Annotated in this window: 16 protein-coding genes; 8 read left to right on the top strand and 8 right to left on the bottom strand. The window is 65.8% G+C overall.

The genetic code is table 11. The features are described 5' to 3' along the window. Positions 1-147: 147 nt before the first annotated feature. On the top strand, positions 148-1,431 hold the full coding sequence (locus ABIB26_RS16265) for a citrate synthase (RefSeq protein WP_354245290.1): 1,284 nt from the start codon (positions 148-150) through the stop codon (positions 1,429-1,431). A gap of 81 nt (positions 1,432-1,512) precedes the next feature. On the opposite strand, the gene galE is transcribed toward ABIB26_RS16265, so the two are convergent. Continuing rightward, entirely contained in the window at positions 1,513-2,526 is a 1,014-nt protein-coding gene (gene galE / locus ABIB26_RS16260) for a UDP-glucose 4-epimerase GalE (RefSeq protein ID WP_354245288.1), read from the bottom strand. Between the two features lie 105 nt (positions 2,527-2,631). Between galE and ABIB26_RS16255 the strand changes: the two genes are divergently transcribed. Together ABIB26_RS16255 and ABIB26_RS16250 are read left to right on the top strand one after the other, a co-directional pair. Beyond that, the gene (locus ABIB26_RS16255) at positions 2,632-3,300 is read left to right on the top strand and encodes a TetR/AcrR family transcriptional regulator (RefSeq protein ID WP_354245286.1); all 669 of its coding nucleotides are present in this window, start codon (positions 2,632-2,634) and stop codon (positions 3,298-3,300) included. A gap of 48 nt (positions 3,301-3,348) precedes the next feature. Next, a complete protein-coding gene (locus tag ABIB26_RS16250) occupies positions 3,349-3,960 on the top strand; it encodes a hypothetical protein (protein ID WP_354245284.1) in 612 nt (203 codons plus the stop codon). A gap of 15 nt (positions 3,961-3,975) precedes the next feature. Here ABIB26_RS16250 and ABIB26_RS16245 read toward each other — a convergent pair whose 3' ends face one another. Both ABIB26_RS16245 and dapD read right to left on the bottom strand, forming a co-directional pair. Then, positions 3,976-4,827: a hypothetical protein gene (locus ABIB26_RS16245; protein WP_502913692.1), complete on the bottom strand. Its 852-nt coding sequence runs from the start codon at positions 4,825-4,827 to the stop codon at positions 3,976-3,978. A 63-nt stretch (positions 4,828-4,890) separates the two neighbouring features. Continuing rightward, positions 4,891-5,937, bottom strand: a complete 1,047-nt coding sequence (gene dapD, locus ABIB26_RS16240; protein WP_354245282.1) for a 2,3,4,5-tetrahydropyridine-2,6-dicarboxylate N-succinyltransferase — start codon at positions 5,935-5,937, stop codon at positions 4,891-4,893. Between the two features lie 223 nt (positions 5,938-6,160). Here dapD and dapE point away from each other — a divergent pair, with 223 nt between their 5' ends. Next, complete coding sequence (gene dapE, locus ABIB26_RS16235) at positions 6,161-7,234, top strand: succinyl-diaminopimelate desuccinylase (protein ID WP_502913693.1); 1,074 nt, start codon at positions 6,161-6,163, stop codon at positions 7,232-7,234. Between the two features lie 57 nt (positions 7,235-7,291). On the opposite strand, the gene ABIB26_RS16230 is transcribed toward dapE, so the two are convergent. The 4 genes from ABIB26_RS16230 to ABIB26_RS16215 all read right to left on the bottom strand — a co-directional run bounded on the left by ABIB26_RS16230 (position 7,292) and on the right by ABIB26_RS16215 (position 10,577). Then, positions 7,292-8,131 carry an amino acid ABC transporter permease gene (locus tag ABIB26_RS16230; protein ID WP_354245277.1) on the bottom strand — a complete coding sequence of 280 codons (840 nt, stop codon included), beginning with the start codon at positions 8,129-8,131 and terminating at the stop codon, positions 7,292-7,294. Beyond that, positions 8,128-8,778: an amino acid ABC transporter permease gene (locus tag ABIB26_RS16225; RefSeq protein ID WP_056343998.1), complete on the bottom strand. Its 651-nt coding sequence runs from the start codon at positions 8,776-8,778 to the stop codon at positions 8,128-8,130. Before ABIB26_RS16225 ends, ABIB26_RS16230 begins: the two co-directional genes overlap by 4 nt. Before the next feature lie 95 nt (positions 8,779-8,873). Then, positions 8,874-9,761, bottom strand: a complete 888-nt coding sequence (locus ABIB26_RS16220; protein WP_354245274.1) for a glutamate ABC transporter substrate-binding protein — start codon at positions 9,759-9,761, stop codon at positions 8,874-8,876. 60 nt (positions 9,762-9,821) lie between these two features. After that, positions 9,822-10,577 carry an amino acid ABC transporter ATP-binding protein gene (locus tag ABIB26_RS16215; protein ID WP_354245272.1) on the bottom strand — a complete coding sequence of 252 codons (756 nt, stop codon included), beginning with the start codon at positions 10,575-10,577 and terminating at the stop codon, positions 9,822-9,824. Between the two features lie 182 nt (positions 10,578-10,759). Between ABIB26_RS16215 and ABIB26_RS16210 the strand changes: the two genes are divergently transcribed. The 4 genes from ABIB26_RS16210 to ABIB26_RS16195 all read left to right on the top strand — a co-directional run bounded on the left by ABIB26_RS16210 (position 10,760) and on the right by ABIB26_RS16195 (position 13,890). Continuing rightward, entirely contained in the window at positions 10,760-11,701 is a 942-nt protein-coding gene (locus ABIB26_RS16210) for an LOG family protein (protein WP_502913691.1), read from the top strand. 44 nt (positions 11,702-11,745) lie between these two features. Next, positions 11,746-12,102, top strand: a complete 357-nt coding sequence (locus tag ABIB26_RS16205) for a DivIVA domain-containing protein (RefSeq protein ID WP_354245268.1) — start codon at positions 11,746-11,748, stop codon at positions 12,100-12,102. An 89-nt stretch (positions 12,103-12,191) separates the two neighbouring features. Continuing rightward, positions 12,192-13,490 carry a putative hexosyltransferase gene (locus ABIB26_RS16200; RefSeq protein WP_354245481.1) on the top strand — a complete coding sequence of 433 codons (1,299 nt, stop codon included), beginning with the start codon at positions 12,192-12,194 and terminating at the stop codon, positions 13,488-13,490. Positions 13,491-13,722: 232 nt separating this feature from the next. Then, positions 13,723-13,890 carry a DUF3117 domain-containing protein gene (locus tag ABIB26_RS16195; RefSeq protein ID WP_354245265.1) on the top strand — a complete coding sequence of 56 codons (168 nt, stop codon included), beginning with the start codon at positions 13,723-13,725 and terminating at the stop codon, positions 13,888-13,890. Positions 13,891-14,043: 153 nt separating this feature from the next. Here the strand turns inward: ABIB26_RS16195 and ABIB26_RS16190 are convergent, their stop codons facing one another. Further along, positions 14,044-14,676 (bottom strand): O-methyltransferase, encoded by a 633-nt coding sequence (locus tag ABIB26_RS16190; RefSeq protein WP_354245479.1) that lies wholly within the window; start codon positions 14,674-14,676, stop codon positions 14,044-14,046. Positions 14,677-14,931 lie beyond the last annotated feature (255 nt).

The following is a 14,931-nucleotide window of genomic DNA, read 5'->3' as shown; positions in this document are numbered from 1 at the left end:
ACTTTTTAACTGACTATCAATGGTGGCTTTCCACAAGAAGGCAGCGCAGCCTTTGAAATCCGTCTCCGGACAGGTTCCGCAGGCCGATTCACCAGAGGTTGGACCAGCTTTCTACACAGAGGCCCCGACGCCTCATGAGGAGACTCCATGACTGAGAACACCAGCGCAACCTTGCGCTATGCCGGCGGCGAGCTCGAGCTCCCGCGCATCAAGGTTGTCGAAGGAAACGAAGGTTACGACGTTTCCAAGCTGCTCAAGCAGACTGGCGCCGTTGTCTTTGACCCCGGTTTCATGAACACCGCCGCCACCACATCGGCCATCACCTACATCGACGGCGACGCAGGAATCCTGCGCTACCGCGGGTACCCGATCGAGCAGCTCGCCCAGCATTCCAGCTTCCTGGAAGTTTCCTACCTGCTGATCTACGGCAACCTCCCCACCCCGACCGAGCTGGAAGCGTTCGACCAGAACATCCGCCACCACACGCTGCTGCACGAGGAGCTCAAGGGCTTCTTCGGCGGCTTCCCGCGGGACGCCCACCCGATGCCGGTGCTGTCCTCGGCCGTGTCCGCGCTGTCCACGTTCTACCAGGACTCGCTGGACCCGTTCAACGCGGAGCAGGTGGAGCTGTCCACCATCCGGCTGATGGCGAAGATGCCGGTCATCGCCGCCTATGCCCTGAAGAAGAGCATCGGTCAGCCCATGCTGTACCCGGACAACTCCATGAATCTTGTGGAAAACTTCCTGCGCCTGAGCTTCGGCCTGCCGGCCGAGCAGTACGAGGTGGACCCGGTCATCGCCAAGGCGCTGGATCTCCTCCTCATCCTGCACGCGGACCACGAGCAGAACTGTTCGACCTCCACGGTCCGGCTGGTCGGTTCCTCCAACGCCAACCTTTTCGCCTCCGTGTCCGCCGGCATCAACGCCCTCTTCGGCCCCGCCCACGGCGGCGCCAACGAGGCCGTGCTCAAGATGCTGCGCCAGATCCAGGCCGACGGCACCAAGCCCGAGGACTACATGGAGAAGGTCAAGAACAAGGAAGACGGCGTGCGCCTCATGGGCTTCGGGCACCGCGTCTACAAGAACTACGATCCGCGCGCCAAGATCGTCAAGGCCACGGCCCACGAGATCCTCAGCAAACTCGGCGGCAACGACGAGCTGTTGGACATTGCCATGCGCCTCGAAGAGAAGGCCCTGAACGATGACTACTTCATCCAGCGCAAGCTCTACCCAAACGTGGACTTCTACACCGGCCTGATCTACAAGGCCATGGGCTTCCCCGAGAAGATGTTCACCGTGCTCTTCGCGATCGGCCGCCTGCCGGGCTGGATTGCCCAGTGGCGCGAAATGATCGGCGATCCCAACACCAAGATCGGCCGCCCGCGGCAGCTCTACATCGGCGAGCCGGAGCGCAACTACCCTTCGGTGTAGTGCACTGACAACAGCAGTACGACGCCGGCCGCGCTCCTCAAGAGGGGCGCGGCCGGCGTCGTTACTTCTCAGCGGTACCCGTCAGGCGTTGTAGCCCTGGGGGTTGTTTTTTTGCCAGCGCCAGTGGTCTTCGCACATTTCGTCGACGGTGCGGGTGGCGGACCAGCTGAGGTCGGCCAGGGCGGAGGAGGCGTCAGCCCAGAAGGCGGGCAGGTCCCCGGGCCGGCGGGCGGTGATCTCGTACGGGATGGTCTTGCCGGCGGCTTTTTCGAAGGCGCGCAGCACTTCCAGCACGGAGGAGCCGGTGCCGGAGCCGAGGTTCCAACGGTACACCCCGGCCCGGCCGGCGATGTGCCCCAGCGCGGCGACGTGCCCTTCGGCGAGGTCGACGACGTGGATGTAGTCGCGCTGGCAGGTCCCGTCCGGGGTGTCGTAGTCGCCGCCGAAGACCATCAGCTTCTCGCGCCGGCCCACGGCGACCTGGGCGATGAACGGGACGAGGTTGTTCGGGATGCCCTGCGGGTCCTCGCCGATCCGGCCCGAGGAGTGCGCGCCCACCGGGTTGAAGTAGCGCAGCAGCGCGATGTGCCAGCGGGGGTCGGCGGCGCCGAGGTCCGCGAGGATGTCCTCGATCTGTTCCTTGGTCCGGCCGTAGGGGTTGTTCGCGCCGATCTCCATCTTCTCCAGGTACGGGCTGGGGTTGTGCTCGCCGTAGACCGTGGCGGAGGAGCTGAAGACGATGGAGCGGACGTCGTGTCGGTCCATCACGCGGAGCAGGTTCAGCGTGCCGGTGAGGTTGTTGTGGTAGTACCGCAGGGGTTCGCGGACGGATTCGCCGACGGCCTTGAGCCCGGCGAAGTGGATGACGGCGTCGATCGGGTGTTCGGCGAAGACGGCGTCGACGGCGGCCTCGTCCACCAGGTCCACGTGGTGGAAGACCGCGGCGGTGCCGCTGAGCTCCGCGACCCGGCGCAGGGCTTCCTCGCTGGAGTTCACCAGGTTGTCGATCACCACCACTTCATGGCCGGCTTCCTGCAGGGACAGTACGGTGTGCGAACCGATGTAACCGGTGCCGCCAGTAACCAGAATTCTCATGTGTCTTAGGCTATCGCACGCCCCGTACCGCTCTTGCGGAGGCAGGCCTTGCCGCGGCCGGTGTGCCCCGCCGTCGTGCGGGCGCATAGGTGCTAAAAAGGACTAATGCCCAAATTTGTCGACGCCGCATTACGGCGCCAGGAAGTGGTCGAAGCGGTTTTCCGGATCGTTGCAGCAGACGGACTCGAACGGGCGTCACTGCGGGAAGTTGCCGACGCGGCGGACCTCGCAGTCGGATCGGTCCGGCACTACTTCGCCAGCAGCGATGACCTTCTCGCCCACTCCTTCGGCGTCGTCGTGGACCGGATCGTCGGCCGGCTTGCGGCAGCCGACGAACGGCTTGGCGGGCTGATGCCGGGAACGGCGGACCACCACCAGGGCGTATTAACCCTGCTGGGTGAATTCCTGCCGCTGGACCAGGAGCGGGCCGTCGACGCGTGTGTCTGGATGGCCTTCAAGAATGCAGCCAGGACGAGGCCGTTCCTGGCGCCGGAAGCAGACCGCAGCCACCGAGCCGTGGCCGCGGTGGTGGGCCGGCTCGTGCTGGAGCTTTCCACCGCCGCTGGCGGGCACGGTCCGCAGAATCCAAGCGAGGCGGAAGCGGTGCAGGAGAGGCTGGTCATCGAGGCCGAAAGGTTGCTCGCCACGCTGGACGGGCTTACCATGCACGCACTGTTGCAGCCCGAGTGGATGACTGCCCAGATGTGCCGGGACGTTCTGGAGGCCCATCTGGCGGGCCTGGCAAGCAAGTTGCCCGCCATTAACCTGCGTTAGCTTGAGGAATACACTGGAATAGTACGTCTTGCCAAGGGAGGCAATCGGATGCACCACACAGGCGGACCTGGCTGGCGGATCACCATGGACACTTCGGGACCCATGCTCATTGCGCTTTACGTGCGCGACGCCGCCGGCCTGAACAGCGCTGGGCAGCCGGCACTTTGCCATGTGGCACCCAAAATCCGGCCCTCGGACCACACCCACCTCATCGCGGAAGCGGGCGGTCTCAGCGCGCTCAAGACCGAGTGGGAGGCGTGGTGGGAGCAGCTCCTCAAAGCGCATCCGGAGATGTCGCCCGAACTGGGGCCGCCCGGCTTCCGTGCCTTCAGCAATTCCCCAGCACTGCGGCGCGTGCTGCAGGCGCACTTTGGCGCGGCATTGTCCTGGGCCAGGGAACGGCGCGGCGAGTACGTTGCCCTCGAGGCGGAGCGCGAAGCCGGCGGCGGTGTGCAGTTACTGGCCGACATGGTGGAGGACAGGCTGCTGGAGGTGGGCCGTGCCGCCCGTGATTTCAGCCTGACCATCATCGAGCTGCCGCTGGCGGAGCCGCGGGCGTGGTACCTGGAGCCGGACAAGATCATCATGAGCCGCGAGCTGCTGTCCGAGCCTGAACTGTTCCGCAGTTACGTGCAGCCCGTGGTGGACCTGCTGGTGTGATCCGGTCCGGGCTGGCTAGCGCGGCGGAGCCCCGGCGAGCGTCATCCTGACCTGTCCGGCCGGAACATCGGCTGGCCGCCAGCCGTTGCGGGCGTCCCGGGTCCAGCCGCGGCCGTCCGCCCGGACCTCGGCGATGGACAGCCCTTTCGCGTTGGCAACGGCCCACTGCGCCACCGCCCAGGCCTGCGCGCCCCCGGCCTCGACCAGCAGTGTGCCGCCCTCCGCGGAAACCGGGAGATTGCCGAAGGCCGCGGACAGCCGCACCTGCACGGCAGCGGGGTCTCCGGCCGCGTCCGGAGCGCGCAGCGTGCAGTCCAGGCCGGCGGCGGTCTGGCCGCTCAGCGCGGAGGCGAAGGCGCGGGCCATCGCCTCGTGCTGGGCGTAGGCGGCCGGGTAGGCAGAGCGCTGGACCTGTTGTGCGGCATCGGTGATCTCCAGCGACTGGTAGCCGGAGACTTGCACCAGCGCATCATAGAAAGCGTTGCTCGCGTGGTACGGGTCGATGACCTGCTCTGCGGTGCCCCAGCCCTGCGACGGCCGCTGCTGGAAGAGCCCGCGGGAGTCGGGGCCGGCCTGGTCGCCGTGGCCGATGTTCCGCAGCTTGGATTCCTGCATGGCCGTGGCCAGCGCGACGCTGGCGGCCCGGGCGGGCAGCCCCCGCCGGACGGCAACCGCGGTGATGAGGGCGGCGTTCGCTGCCTGGTCGGTGGCAAGTGCGGTGTCGCCGCCGCCCACCGCGGTGCAGCGTTCGGTGATCAGCGTTTCCGAGCGGTCGATGAACGCCACCGCCGTGTAGACCCCGCCGGCGGCCATCGCAACGGCCAGCAGCAGCACTATCCGCCGCCGCCAACTGCCTCTGCGTGCCACGTAACTTCCCCTCAGGCCCGCAGGCCAGTCCACTCGTGAGCCGTTCGGCTCGCCGTCACCACCCTAGTTGGCGTGCAGGGCCTCATTGAGTTCGACAGTCTGCCCCTTGCGGGGGAGGACCTCAACCTCGCCGGTGGACGAGTTGCGGCGGAACAGCAGATTGGGGACGCCGGAAAGCTCGACGGCCTTGACGATCCGGCTGGTGTCCTCACCGTCGTCGTCCCTGGGCCCGACGAGGCGGACCCGGGTGCCGGCCGTGACGTACAGGCCGGCTTCGACCACGGAGTCGTCGCCGATGCTGATGCCCACGCCGGAGTTGGCGCCCAGCAGCACCCGCTCGCCGAGGGCGATCTTTTCCTTGCCGCCGCCGGACAGGGTGCCCATGATCGAGGCGCCGCCGCCGACGTCGGACCCGTCACCGGCGACCACACCGGCGGAGATACGGCCTTCGACCATGGAGGTGCCGAGCGTCCCGGCATTGAAGTTGACGAAGCCCTCATGCATGACCGTGGTGCCTTCGGCCAGGTGCGCGCCGAGCCGGACCCTGTCGGCGTCGGCGATCCGCACGCCGGAGGGGATGACGTAGTCCACCATCCGCGGGAACTTGTCCACCCCGTAGACCGTCACGGCGCCGCGCTTGCGCAGCCGCGCGCGGGTCAGCTCGAAGTCCTCGACCGCGGCCGGCCCGAAGTTGGTCCACACCACGTTGGGGAGCTTGCCGAAGATGCCGTCGAGGTTGATGCTGTTCGGCTGGACGAGCCGGTGGGAGAGCAGGTGGAGGCGCAGATAGGCGTCGGCCGTATCAGCCGGTGCCTCGTCGAGGTGGATCTGGACGAAGACGACCTTCTGCTCCGTGCCGCGGTCCGCGTCACTGCCGTTGGCCGCAATGTCGCTGAGGCTCTGGTCCGCGTTGGCGGCGTCGCGGAGGTGCTCCGCCGCAATGCCGAGGGCCGGCGCCGGGAACCACACGTCCAGTACGGTGGCCGCGCCGTTGCGGGTGGAAACGGTGGCGACACCAAAGCCATAGGCAGAGCGGGCGTCGGAGCGGGCGTCGGAGCGGGCGTCGGAGCGGGCGTCGGCGGGCACAGCAGAAGAAGCGGTCTCAGTCATGCATCAAGTCTATAGAGGGCGCCCGCAGTGGCTGAAACTCAAGACGCCCAAGTGACCGGCAGTTGTTGTCGTTTGGAGCGCGCCAAACGACAACAACTGCGATCTAGTTGGGGAGGGCAGCGGATAAAGTGGAACCGTGACTGCCCCGGAATCCACCGCCCAGAACCCCCGCCCCCGTGCCGCCCACCTTGACCCCCACCTTGACCTCCGCCAGGATGTTGCGCTGCTGACCGCCGCACTGATCGATATCAACAGCGTGTCCGGCAACGAAACGGAGCTGGCTGACGCCGTGGAGCATGCCCTCCGCTCGGTGCCGCAGCTGGAACTGGTCCGCGACGGCGACTCGATCATCGCCCGCACCAACCTCGGCCGCCGCGAACGCGTGATCCTGGCCGGACATCTCGACACCGTGCCGTTGCCCGCCACGGACGGATCCCTGGGCTCCGTTCCCTCCTACTGGCCATCCGGCGCCCCCGGCGAGGGCATCCTCTACGGCCGGGGCGCCACCGACATGAAGGGCGGCGTCGCGGTGCAGCTGGCGCTGGCGGCCACAATATTCGACGGCGGCGCGGAGCCGGCCAGGGACGTCACCTTCGTCTTCTACGATCACGAGGAAGTCGAGGCCGTCAAGAGCGGGCTCGGCCGGCTGGTCCGCAACCACGGCAGCCTGCTGGGCGGGGATTTCGCGATCCTGCTGGAGCCCACGGACGGAACGGTGGAGGGCGGCTGCAACGGCACCAGCCGTTTTGAGGCCACCACGGTGGGCGAGGCAGCGCACTCCGCGCGTGCGTGGATGGGCAGCAACGCGATCCACGCGGCGGCACCGATCCTGGCCAGGCTGGCCGCGTACCAGCCGCGGACCATCAACGTGGACGGGCTGGACTACCGGGAAAGCCTCAACGCGGTGAAAATTAACGGCGGCACCGCTGGCAACGTCATTCCGGACCGCTGCGTCGTCGAAATCAACTACCGCTTCGCCCCGGACAAGACGCCGGATGAGGCGGAGGACCATGTGCGGGAGCTGCTGGCAGGGTTCGACGTCGTCCGCACCGACGCCGCTGCCGGTGCGCGTCCCGGGCTGAACCACCCGGCCGCCGCGTCCTTTGTGGCCGCCGTGGGGGCCGAGCCGAAACCGAAATACGGCTGGACCGACGTCGCGCGCTTCAGCGAACTGGGCATCCCGGCGGTGAACTTCGGGCCAGGAGACCCGTTGCTGGCGCACAGGGACAATGAGCACGTCGATGCCGATGCGATCCGTGAATGCCTGCGGGCGCTGCGGAGCTGGCTCGCGGCTTGACCTGTCCAAAACGAAAGGCCCGGATCCTGGCGGATCCGGGCCTTTGTATATCCAGGGCTACTTCGCGGAGGCCTCCACGGCTGCAGCTTCAGCCTTTGCCACGCCGCCAGCGGTTTTATTGGACCCGCGGCGCTCGATCCAGATGGCAATTCGGGAAACGCAGATGTTGATCACAATGTAGATGGCGGCCGCCACAAAGAAGATGGGGAACAGGAACGCGTTCCCGAGGAAGTCCGCCATGACCTGCACTGCGCGCAGAAGTTCGCCGTACGCCACGATGTAGCCCAGGGAGGTGTCCTTCAGGAGCACCACCAGTTGGGCGACCAGCGACGGCATCATGCGGCGGACAGCCTGCGGCAGCTCGATGAGCATCCGGGACTGGAAACTGGTCAGGCCGATGGTCAGGCCCGCCTCTCGCTGTCCCTTCGGCAGTGATTGGATGCCGGCACGGATGATCTCCGCGAAGATAGCGGTGTTGTAGAGGACGAGCCCCGTCACCACTGCGACGAAGGAACTCGTCCCGAATACCAGCAGAACGAAGAGCATCATCAGGACAACCGGCATGCCGCGCAGGAATTCCAGGACCACGCGGGCGGGAATCCGGATCCAGGCGACCAGCGAGATGCGAAGCAGGCAGAACATCAGGCCGAGGGGGAACGCGATCACTGCGGCGAGGGCGGCGGCACTGAGCGTGGCGCCGAGGCCATTGCCGAGCAGTTTCCAGACGTCGCCCCGCGTGAAGATCGCCCAGCGGCGACCTTCAAAAATGCCCTGCTGGGCGAGGGTCATCACGATCCATGCCAGAAGTCCCAGGATCAGCACGGTTCCAACCACGGAAGCGATCAGCGAGACCCGGCGCGCTTTGGGGCCGGGAACGTCGTAGAGGACTGAAGTCATCGGGCAATCGCCACCTTTCGTTCCACCGTGCTGGCAAGGATGCCCAGCGGAATGGTGAGGAGCAGATAGAAGAACGCTACGCCGAGGAGTACTGCCATGACCTGGTCACCGTTGGCGTTGGCCATTTGGCGGCCGTAGCCGAACAGTTCCAGGACAAAGAACGCGCCGGCGACGGAGGAGTTCTTGACGAGGGCAATCAGGATGTTGATCAGCGGCGGGATCACGGTCCGAAGCGCCTGCGGCAGGATGATGAGATTCAGGACCTGGCCGAAGTTCATGCCGATGCTGCGCGCGGCCTCAGCCTGGCCGAGCGGGACGCTGTTAACGCCTGAACGTACGGCTTCAGCAATGAAGGCCGCTGTATAGGCGCTGAGGGCGATGATTGCTGCGACCTCGAACTGCTGGAATGTCACGCCGAGGCGGGGCAGGACGATCGCTGCGAAGAAGAAGGCAATGGTCAGTGGAGTGTTCCGGAGGATTTCCACGTAGACGGTGCTGAATCCCCGGAGGGCCGCAACGGGGGAAACGCGGGCTGCCGCCAGGAGTGTTCCGAGGATAAGGGCGATGATCCCGGAGACGACGGACAGGAAAAGGGTGCGGAGAAGGCCTTCCCAATAAAGGGGGAGGTTTTCAATGATGACTTCCATAGGATCCTTCGGCTCTGGGCGCAGGGGGTCAAAAAGCAGGCTGGCGGCTTCCGGGGAACTCGTTCAACGAATTCCCCGGAAGCCGCCGTGGCTACCTAGTAGCGGTTGATGGCAGGGAGATCCGGGGCTGTCTTGATGACGGTGCCGGCGGTGGCTTCCCAGGCCTTCTTGTAGGACCCGTCCTTCGCGAAGGCTTCCAGCTGGTCGTTGATCCAGTTGCGGAACTCGGTGTCGTCCTTCTTCAGGCCGATGCCGTACGGCTCCTTGGTGAAGGTCTGGTCGGATGCCAGCTTGAAGGCATCCGGCTCCTTGTCCACAAATCCGGCGAGGATCACGTTGTCTGTGGTGACCGCCTCAACCTGCTTGTTGCGGAGCGGCTCAAGGCAGGCGGAGTAGGTCGCAGCCGGAACGAGTTCTGCTCCGTACTTCTCCACGATGGTGGCTGCCGGGGTGGAGCCGGTCACTGAGCAGACCTTCTTGCCCTTGACGTCCTCCGGCTTGGTGATGGACGTGTTGTCCTTGTTGACCATCAGAGCCTGGCCGGCCTCGTAATACGGGCCGGCAAAGCTGACAACCTGCTTGCGCTTGTCGTTGATGGTGTATGTGGCGATGACAAGGTCCACCTTGCCCTGCTCAATGAACGGTTCGCGGTTGGCCGAAACAGTTTCAGACCATTCGATCTTGTCGGCGGCAATTCCGAGCTTCGCGGCGATGAGCTTGCCCATCTCGACGTCAAAGCCAACAGGCTTTCCGTCCAGGCCCACTTGGCCGAACAGCGGCTGGTCGTACTTGGTGCCGATCTTGATGGTTCCGGCGGAGGAGAGTTTAGCCATGGTGCTGCCAGCAGCGAACGTCGGCTTCTCGGCAACGGGGGGGTTGCTGGTGGTGCCGGTACCGCTGCCGCCGCAGGCGCTCAGGCTGAGGGCCAGAGCTGCGGATGCGGCAACCAGAAGAGATTTCCTTCGGGTCAAAAATGCCTTCATGACATTCCTTTCATTGGATGGCCACCTCGCGGCGGCCAAGGGTGCGAACTCGTCAGGGGCTCAGTGGGTCAGCAATTTGGACAGGAAGTCCTTCGCCCGGCTGCTCTTGGGATTGGTGAAGAACTCCTCAGGCTTTGCGTCCTCCACGATCTGGCCCTCGTCCATGAACACGACGCGGTGTGCGGCCTTCCGGGCGAAGCCCATCTCGTGGGTGACCACGATCATGGTCATGCCTTCCTTGGCCAGCTGGATCATGACGTCGAGGACTTCGTTGATCATTTCGGGGTCCAGCGCGGATGTGGGCTCATCGAAGAGCATGACCTTCGGCTTCATGGCCAGGGCGCGGGCAATGGCCACGCGCTGCTGCTGGCCGCCGGAGAGCTGGGCCGGCAACTTGGGGGCCTGATGTCCGACGCCGACGCGCTCCAGGAGAGCCATGCCGTCCTTGTCCGCCTCGGTCTTGGAGACGCCCTTGACCTTGATAGGTCCGAGCGTGACGTTCTCAAGGATCGTTTTGTGGGCGAAGAGGTTGAACGACTGGAACACCATCCCGACGTCGGCCCGGAGCTTGGCAAGTTCCTTGCCTTCTTCAGGCAGCTCTTTGCCGTCGATCTTGATGACGCCGTCGTCGATGGTCTCGAGACGGTTGATGGCGCGGCAGAGCGTCGATTTACCCGAGCCCGACGGCCCGATGACAACCACAACCTCGCCCTTGCGGACATTCAGGTTGATGTCCTTCAGTACGTGCAACTGGCCGTAGTGCTTGTTCACGGCATTCAGGGAGACGAGCGCATCGCCGGGCACTTGAGTAGTCATAAGAAGAATCTAGCGAACATTAGCGGTTCATGACCGCAATCACCCCCAGTTCCTGCAGATCGTGATTCAAGAGATACCTGCAGGTCAGACTGCCTGCGGCGGCCTCCAGCGCGCGGCAGCGGCGTCCGGCGGCGCGCCACGCGCCGCCGGGAACCCACGGAATTCCGCGCTACCCTGTGGGCATGAGTACCGATCCGAAGCACAGCCCAGGCCAGGACCCCAGTGGAAAGCCGGCAACCGAAAGGCGCGACGCGCCGCCTGTCAACGGGATACGCCACAAAGGCCCGCTGGAGCTGCGGCGAAAGCAGGCCAAGGTCACCATGTCCGACCAGACCCTGCTGGACACGAAAGGTCCCGGGCAGTTCGTGCACACCGACCCGTGGCGCGTCCTGAGGATCCAGAGCGAGTTCGTGGAAGGTTTCGGCGCACTCGCCGACCTGGGCCCGGCGGTCAGTGTCTTCGGCTCGGCCCGGACCGTGCCGGGCAGCCCCAACTACGAACTCGGCGTCGAGGTGGGCCGGAAACTCGCGGAAGCGGGCCTGGCCGTGATCACCGGCGGCGGCCCGGGGTCCATGGAAGCCGCGAACAAGGGCGCCGTCCAGGGAAACGGGGTGTCCGTGGGGCTCGGCATCGAGCTGCCCTTCGAACAGGGCATGAACCAGTGGGTGGACCTGGGCATCAACTTCCGCTATTTCTTCGCCCGCAAAACCATGTTCGTGAAATACGCCCAAGGCTTCATCGTGCTGCCGGGCGGGCTCGGAACCCTGGACGAGCTCTTCGAGGCGATGGTCCTGGTCCAGACCCGGAAGGTGACATCCTTCCCGATCGTGCTCGTCGGAACCGCGTTCTGGAGCCCGCTGGTCGAATGGATCCAGAACACGCTGGTCTCCGAGGGCATGGTGTCGGAGGAGGACCTTGACCTGATTCAGGTGGTGGACGATCCGGCGCTCGCCGTGGAACTCGTGGTGGAGGGGGCGGCCCGGCACCGGAACCCGACCGGCGGCGCGCCGGCCAGCAACAGCGGCACCAACAGCAGCACCAGCAGCGGCACCACCCGCGGCACAAACGGCGGCGGCAACAACCGCGAAGGCGGCACGCGGGCGAAAGCGAACCCGGCTGGGTAAGCCGGCGTACCGACTACCCAGCCGGCTTCTGGCACGATGGGGTGGTGAGCTTTTTCCTGATTTTCCTGGCGATCGTGCTGATCGGCGTCGCCGTCCTGCTGGGCACCGGTGCCGCGTCGAGACTCTCCCGCCGAGGCCGGGGCCGGGGAGAAGCGCAGCCCTACGACGACGGCTTCGACGAGCCGGTGGCATCCCTGCCTCCCGTTCTCCTGCCGGAGGATGCCGTCCCGTCCGACGTCGACCACCTCCGCTTCGCGATCGGACTGCGCGGCTACCGGATGGACCAGGTGGACCAGGTGCTGGATGAACTGCGGGATCAGCTTGCCGCCAAGGACAGGAAGATCGCGGATCTCGGGGAGGAATTGGGACACCTGCGCCAGGCTTCGGGGCAGGGCCGGTGAACAAGCCGGCGGACGGGCCGCTGAACCAGGAGTCACCGGGCAGGGCGGACACGGCGGAAGCACCGGATCATTCCGCTGCGCCGCCGGGCCTGTACGCTGCCGTGCGGGCGCGCCTGACTTCCGCCGGGGCCCGCGTATCCGGGTGGCCGTGGTGGGTCCAGGTGGGCGGGCTGTACCTGGCCGCCCGGCTGGTCAGTGCGTGGATATTCTCGGCCGCGGCCCTGCATCAGGGCGTCAATCCCTGGTTTCCACCCAAGCCCGACTACTGGTCCTTCATCAACATCTGGGACGCCCGCTGGTACGGCGAGGTCCTGCAGAACGGCTACCCGGAGGTCCTGCCGACGGATGCGGCCGGCAACGTCCAGGAAAACGCCTGGGCCTTCTACGCATTGTTTCCGATGCTGGGCAGGATTTTTGCCGGCCTGACCGGGATGCACCCCGCCTCTGCCCTGACGCTCATCGCGGTGCTCTGCGGCCTCGGCGCGGCGCTTGTGGTCTACAGCCTCTTCAGGCAGAAGGCCACGCACACCACGGCCCTGTGGGGGACTGTGCTCTTTTCCACGTTTCCCGTGTCGCCCGTGCTGCAAGTGCCGTATGCCGAGTCGCTAAACCTCCTTCTGCTCGCCACGGCACTGCTGCTGGTGGTGCGGCGCCGCTACCTGTGGGCGATGCCCGTCGTCGTGCTGATGTGTCTCTCGCGCCCCACCGGGGTGCCGTTCGCGGCAATGGCGGGGCTGCTTTTCCTCTACCGCCTCTGGCAGCGGCGCGCGGCAGGACGGCAGGCGGAATATGCAGCGGCCGACGCCGGGCACGGCACCACCCCGCACGGCACCACAGCGCAATCCACCACCCCGGACGGCACCACCCCGCATGGCAGTTCCGGGCTGTGGTCCTTGGCCGGCCTGACGGCAGTCAGCGGGATCGGGGCCCTGCTGTGGCCCGTCATCGCCTGGGTTGCCACCGGCAACATCCAGGCCTACACCAAGACCGAAACTGTCTGGCGGGGCCGTGACCTCGTGCCCTTCAAGCCCTGGTTCGACACGGGCATCCAGCTCTTCGGACCCGCGCTGGGGATCCTGGCGCCCTTCGTTTTTGTTGCGCTCTTCGCCCTGTTCATGATGTCCCGGCCCGTAGCCGCGCTCGGTACCGAGTTGCGGTTGTGGTGCAGCTGCTACATGGGCTATCTGCTGGTCTTCCTGCACCCACAGACCAGCACCTTCCGGATGCTGCTGCCGCTCTTCCCGCTGGCCCTCAGCGCGGCCCTCATCTCCCGGTCCCGGGCCTACCGCGGCGCCGTGGTCCTGATGTTCCTGCTGCTTCAAATCGTCTGGATCGTCTGGCTGTGGGCCTGGGCGCCGTTGCCCGGCGGAGGGGACTATCCGCCGTGACGCGCAGCATCTTTAATGACTGGCGGCCCGGTGTGACGCGGCGCGTCGGAAAGTCCAACGATTAGCTACAGTCGCGTTGTTACGCGATAATAGATGCTAAGCAAGGACAAGAAGCAAACTGAGTTTATGGCCCTGATGGCTCCCATCACGGCCGCCGGGCAGCTTGATTGACTAAGCGGACGCAGCCCGGCCGGGCTGGTAAGTCACTGGACTAATGGAGGGGATATTCCTTATGGCGGCTATGAAACCACGCACCGGCGACGGCCCGATGGAAGTTACCAAAGAGGGACGAAGCCTGATCATGCGGGTTCCGCTCGAAGGCGGGGGGCGGCTCGTCGTCGAGCTGAATTCGGTCGAAGCAACAAACCTGAAGGAATGCCTCGTCGGCGCTACCGAGTAGCTTCGCAGACGGCTTCACACCAGAATTCGAGAGGGCGGGCCGGCAGTCGGTTGACTGCAGGTCCCGCCCTTTTTCTGTACCGCTTTTTTGTCCGTCCCGCCACTTCAGGGCCCCACTTCAGGGGCCGCCGCGCCGGGGCCAGCCTCTCCCGGGCTATTTCTTGACGGCGATTAAAAGGCCGTCGCCGGTGGGAAGCATGGCCGACGCGAGGCGGTCGTCGTCGCGGATGGACTTGCCCACCTGCCGGAGCACCGCCGTGGTGGCCTCGCGGGCGGCGGGGTTGGCGACGCGGTCCTTGTCCAGGGCATCGTTGACCACCAGCAGGCCGCCGCGTTTCAGCAACCGGATGGCCTGCTCGACGTAGCCCGGGTAGTTCGGCTTGTCGGCGTCAATGAACACCAGATCGTAGGCGCTGTCAGTCAGTCGGGGGAGGACATCGCCGGCCCGGCCGGAAATGGTACGGGTCCGGTTGGCCGGGCTGCCGGCCTCCTGGAATGCTTCCCGCGCTGCCTTGAGGTGTTCGACGTCGACGTCGATGGTGGTCAGCACGGCGTGCGGGCCCAGGCCGCGCAGGATGCACACGCCCGAGACCCCGGCTCCTGTTCCGATCTCCACCGCGGTCTGCGCCTTCGAGGCAGCGGCCAGCACCGTGAGCACTGCGCCGACGCCGGGGCCGATGGGGGTGACGCCCAGCTCGAAGGACCGTTCGCGCGCGTGAATCAGGACCTCATCCTCGGCAGGCAGATCTTCTGCGTAGGACCAGCTCGTGGACTTGTCGGCGCTCATGGGTATCGCTTTCTGGGCGGCAGGGGGAGTGTTCATTACAGCCTACTGTGTCGGGCCGGGCGGGGCCGGGAGGCACCTCTGCCGTGGCCGCGACGGCGGCGAAGCCGCCGTTTCCGCCGTGGGCGGAAGGGCAGCCCGCGTCAGGAAATTCCCAGCTTGTTTTGAAATGATGGGTATCCGGTCATCCGCGTGGTGATCGGCGCCGAATTAAGGTTGCAACCAATCAAGGGTGCACCCCAATTAAGGGTGCACCGA

The organism is Arthrobacter sp. UYEF20 (assembly GCF_040546335.1).
GTDB lineage: Bacteria > Actinomycetota > Actinomycetes > Actinomycetales > Micrococcaceae > Arthrobacter.
This window is presented reverse-complemented; position numbering and strand designations above follow the sequence as displayed.